This window comes from Limosilactobacillus difficilis (genome assembly GCF_947387495.1).
GTDB lineage: Bacteria > Bacillota > Bacilli > Lactobacillales > Lactobacillaceae > Limosilactobacillus > Limosilactobacillus difficilis.
On sequence record NZ_CANDNU010000068.1, the window covers coordinates 1 to 4,923 of the forward strand.

Annotated in this window: 2 protein-coding genes; one reads left to right on the forward strand and one right to left on the reverse strand. The window is 44.4% G+C overall.

The window, feature by feature from the left end; genetic code table 11:
* Positions 1 to 879: 879 nt before the first annotated feature.
* Entirely contained in the window at positions 880 to 1,254 is a 375-nt protein-coding gene (locus QOR82_RS08740; RefSeq protein WP_283584364.1) for a hypothetical protein, read from the reverse strand.
* Positions 1,255 to 1,904: 650 nt separating this feature from the next.
* Here QOR82_RS08740 and QOR82_RS08750 point away from each other — a divergent pair.
* On the forward strand, positions 1,905 to 4,769 hold the full coding sequence (locus QOR82_RS08750) for a DUF3427 domain-containing protein (protein ID WP_283584365.1): 2,865 nt from the start codon (positions 1,905 to 1,907) through the stop codon (positions 4,767 to 4,769).
* Positions 4,770 to 4,923: the final 154 nt, after the last annotated feature.

A 4,923-nucleotide genomic window follows, 5' to 3' on the forward strand; every position in this document is an offset into this window, starting at 1 on the left:
CAGCTCCATCAACCAATAATCAATTGGTCAGTATTATTTATTTGAGTCCAGTGGCTAACTTATTCTTGAAATTTAGGGAATTGTAAATTCTCAGGAAAAACCAGAAAAAACTATCAAAAACAAATTTTGCGGAAAAATTGCGAAAAAATAATACTTGCTGACGGGGTCAGGTCGCTATTTTAGCGGCCTTTTTCTTTTGCTCTGCGGAAATTTTAGTCTAGTTTAGGTTACCAATGTAAAACAAGGCCTTTTTAAGTACGGAAATATCAAAAAAGCGCCTACCTTTTGGCAAGCACTAAAAAATTAAATGCTAATTACCGAAATAGCTTTCGCACAATCTTTTTGATTAGACGTTTAATGTGCTTATTAGGCACAACAAAGAAAAACAAGATAGTGAGTTTCAAAAGAGGTTACCCCCTTTCTAGCACTATTTGGAGCTGGTTAGGCTTCACTGTGTGCCTCGCACATTGTATCATGTATCAGTTATCAATAACATACAATGTGATATAATACAGATACAGAGAAAAACAGGATAGACTGTGTGCAAAAGATACCAGTTGGTTACTTGTATCGAGCCGGCTATTTTGTTAGAGAGCGCCAAAATAAGGCGCTCTTTTTTTGTGCCTAGATACTGATAAGTTGATTGTCATCCGCAACAACGCCTCTCATCATGACAAAGAAGAGTGCCTTTTCGAAGTGCTTCCGTTTGCTGTCTGGTAGCTCTTCGCTTAATGTTTCATGGTATTTGTCATTGATAAAACATTTAAAAAACTACAAACATTCCCGATAATGTGCAATTTTGTCTAATGCCATTAATTATTGAATGTTGTTATACCAGTGTTTATGATAATTGATGTAGTTGTGAACTGTATGGAACATCTACTTACTAACCAAGCCAATGTTCTTATAAGCGGTCGTAACCTTGTTCTGGTAGTAACCAGCATAAAAGCGATGGTGTTTCTGATAAACAAAACCGAGCATTCCCATGTTGTGCTTGAATTGCTGGTTAGTCAGCGGCGTTAGTCCCTGCTGCTGGCAATAGTCACAATAAGCGCTATACAGAATACGGCAAGCACAAAACGCACGTCTATCTTTCTGAACCTGGTCACTGAATACGAATTTAACCACCGTGCTATCGGCTTGGCCTTTGTTTCTAACTCTGAAATGATAATCTTTTTTGCTCTCTGCTAACATCTGCGCCAAATTATGGTGTTTAAAAAACATACCGCCCACGATACCAGCCCATTTTTTCATCTCCTTTTATGATTCGTTGCCGTTGCTTCTATTTTCACTTTTGGCCCACTATGTAATGTTTTTTTTATCATGTACATGTTGTATGCTGAACGTATAGAATGACGTACAGGAGGCGTTAAAATGGACAATGTAGTCACCGCAAGGGCTTTTTTAAATTAATCAAAAAAGTCAACAATGATAAAGAGTCGGCCATGATTCAGCTTACCAAGCCGGGCGAAAAAGGTGCTGTTGTAATTGGTGAAGATGTTTGGAAGGCAATTCAAGAAACGCTTTTCTTAGTAAACCAAGGTGTGGAGTAAATTGGGAGTTACACTATCAAATCCAAGAAAGGGCTCTTATTTAGAAAAAAGCTTTTTGCAGATTAGCCACCAATTAAAGGAGAATCCTTATAAACATAACCAAAGTTTCGAAAAGCTCGACCCTCTATTCAAGGGTTCTATTCCCGTCGCATCAATGCCCAACATTGGGTTGTCTACAAAGTGAACGAAGCAAAGAAGGAAGTCATTATTTATGCCGCATGGGGGCATTACGAATAATGATAATTGGGCAATATTGAAGTGAATCAGAGCACCTAGTTTGACATTTGCTCTACATTAAATCGCACTTAGAAGCAGTCAGTATCGGAAGTAAAAACGGGGCAAGGACCAATGATGGATAAAGGAGAAGTATTAAAGAACGCCATTCTCAACGGCTTATATGATCAGCAATACCCAGGCCACCAGCAATTAGGACCCCACCTCCTGCAAAACGGGCAAAGGGAAACCATCTGGCAGACAATTCAGGACGAGTTGCTGAACTGCCGGCATTTCAGCTGGGCAGTCGCCTTTATTACGCTTGATATGCTGGTGCCACTCAAGGCAGTTTTGGCTGATTTAGCGGACCAGGGAGTAACGGGAACGATCTATACTAGTGATTATCTTGGTTTTAATCGGCCGGCTGTCTTTGCTGAACTAGCAAAAATTCCTAATTTGACCGTTAAGATTGTTAAAGAAGCGGGTTTTCACGTCAAAGCTTATCTTTTCGATCATGGTGAATACCAGACAGCAGTGATTGGCAGTGCTAATTTTACCCGTTCGGCGCTCTTGCAAAACGTGGAGTGGGCACTGAAGGTCTCCTCAACGACTAATGCACGATTGACCGCTGAGCTGAAAGCGCAAGTGACGGCTTTGGCAGCGCATAGTCAGCCCTTAACGAAAGCGTGGTTAGCAGCATATCAAAAGAACTGGCGACCGCCGTATCGTCCACTTGGCAAACATGAAGGGCCGCAGGCGACGATCAAGCCTAACCAAATGCAGCGTCCTGCTCTTAAATCACTGCAATCCTTAGTCAAGAGCGGTGCCCGACGGGGATTGGTTGTGTCTGCCACCGGGACGGGAAAGACTTATTTGGGAGCTTTTGCAGTTAAGGACTTTGCGCCGCGTCGTTTTCTATACGTGGTCCATCGTGAACAAATTGCCAAGAAATCGCTGGCAAGTTTTAAAAAAGTCATCGGTGGACCGGCTAGTAATTTTGGCCTTCTGACTGGAAATCGCCACGACTGGGATGCCAAGTATCTTTTTGCGACGATCCAGACCCTTAGTCAGCCAACAGCTTTGGCTCATTTTAAGGCCAGCACCTTTGATTACATCCTCATCGATGAAGCTCACCGGGCAGCAGCTCCCAGCTATCACCGCGTCTTGGACTATTTCGAGCCAAAGTTTTGGTTGGGAATGACCGCAACCCCCGACCGAATGGATAAAGAGGATGTTTATGCGCTCTTTGACTACCACCTCGCTTATGAAATCAGCCTCAAATCTGCTTTGGCGGCAAAGATGCTGGCTCCCTTCCACTATGTGGGGGTTCAGGACTTTGAGCAAGATGGTGAAATTATTACGGAGACGACGAGCCTGCGGCACCTAGTTTCTGATCAACGGGTTAAATACGTTTTGGATCAGCTGAATTATTACGGTTACTGTGGTTCCCAAGCCCGGGGACTCGTCTTCTGTTCCCGTCAAGAAGAAGCCCGTGAACTGGCGGCTAAATTTTCTGCTGCGAATCACCCGGCGATCGCTTTGACCAATGCGGATAGTTCCGCCCGCCGCCAGCACGCCGTAGACCAGCTGGAAAGCGGAAAGTTGGAGTATATCGTTACGGTTGACCTCTTTAACGAGGGAGTGGATATTCCTTCACTGAACCAAATTATCATGCTCCGCAATACCCAGTCGGCGATCGTCTTCGTTCAACAACTAGGACGGGGTCTGCGAAAATATCCGGGGAAGGATTACGTTACAGTAATTGACTTTATTGGTAATTACCGCAATAACTTTCTGATTCCACTGGCCTTAAATCAGGATACCAGTCGGCAAGCCGACCGAGCACGGCAAGAGGTCAAAGTACCGCTGACAATTGGGGTTTCAACTATCAATTTCCGGCGGGTAGCTGTCACGCGAATCTTGAAATCTTTAGAAAAAGTCAAATTGGATGGGTTGCGGGAACTTCGTCGGGCTTACCAAGATCTTCGCCGACGTTTGGGCCGGCCACCGCTCTTGCATGATTTTTTGCAATACGGCTCAGTTGCACCCCAGACCTTTGCGATGAATAGTCGCTTGGCAAATTACGGGACTTTTCTCCAGAAAATGGGGATTCCAATTGAGCTGACGCCTTATGAGAATGCGACCCTGACTTTTGTTAGCAAAGAATTGCTAAATGGCAAACGGCCCCACGAGTTGATTCTTTTGCAATTATTGATGCAGGCTCCTGATCACCAATGCAAGCAAGACTTGCTGATTAGCACCTTGAAGAAAGAGAATGCTTATCTAAACGAAAGGCTTTTGCAGTCGCTTGATGATGTTTTAAGCCTGCGCTTTTTTGCGGTTAAGAAGGGGAAAACGACCCAGCAAGCCTTGTATGGTGGAAAGGCACTGCTTGTCCATCAAGGAGCAAACTATCAGCTGAATCCAACGCTAGTAAAGGCGATCGAGACGGGCGGCGATTTTGCCCGTCTCTTGGAAGATGCAGTCGAAACCGGGCTGGAAATCAGCCAGCAGTACGATCTTCGTCATCAGTTCACCCTTTACCGGCAGTACAACCGCAAAGATGTCTGTCGCCTGCTTAATTGGCCGCTCGATGTCAGTGCGCCGATGTATGGTTACCGGGTCAATAAAACGGAATGTCCAATTTTTATTACTTACCGCAAAACTGACCAGCAGCAACGAAATGCGATCTATGATAACCAGTTGCAAAACGGCCAGTCCTTGCGTTGGTACACGCGGAGTCCGCGTCACCTCTCTTCGCCTGAAGTTCAGCAGCTCTTGGCGACCCGGCCAGATGGCCAACCGGCAGTGAAGATTTTGCTTTTTGTGAAGCGTAGCGACGCGGTTGGCAAAGAATTCTATTATCTTGGACCAGCCGTGATCCAGCCTGGTTCGGTAAAGGAAGAAAAAATCGGTCCGAAGAAAAAGGCTGTCGTGGGGATGGATTTGCGTTTGGCGCGTCCGCTATCCACCCGCATGCGGAGGTTGTTGTTTGAGGACTGAATTTGTCATTATTTTAGAAACGTTTTCATGCAATATTGATACTGGATAAATTAATGTCTAAAATACAAGGAGTTATGTATGACGAATTGTCAAACTAAGTGCAACGGTTCTTCAAAAAATATCTCAAACGGTGTTTGATAGTTTAATATTTTTC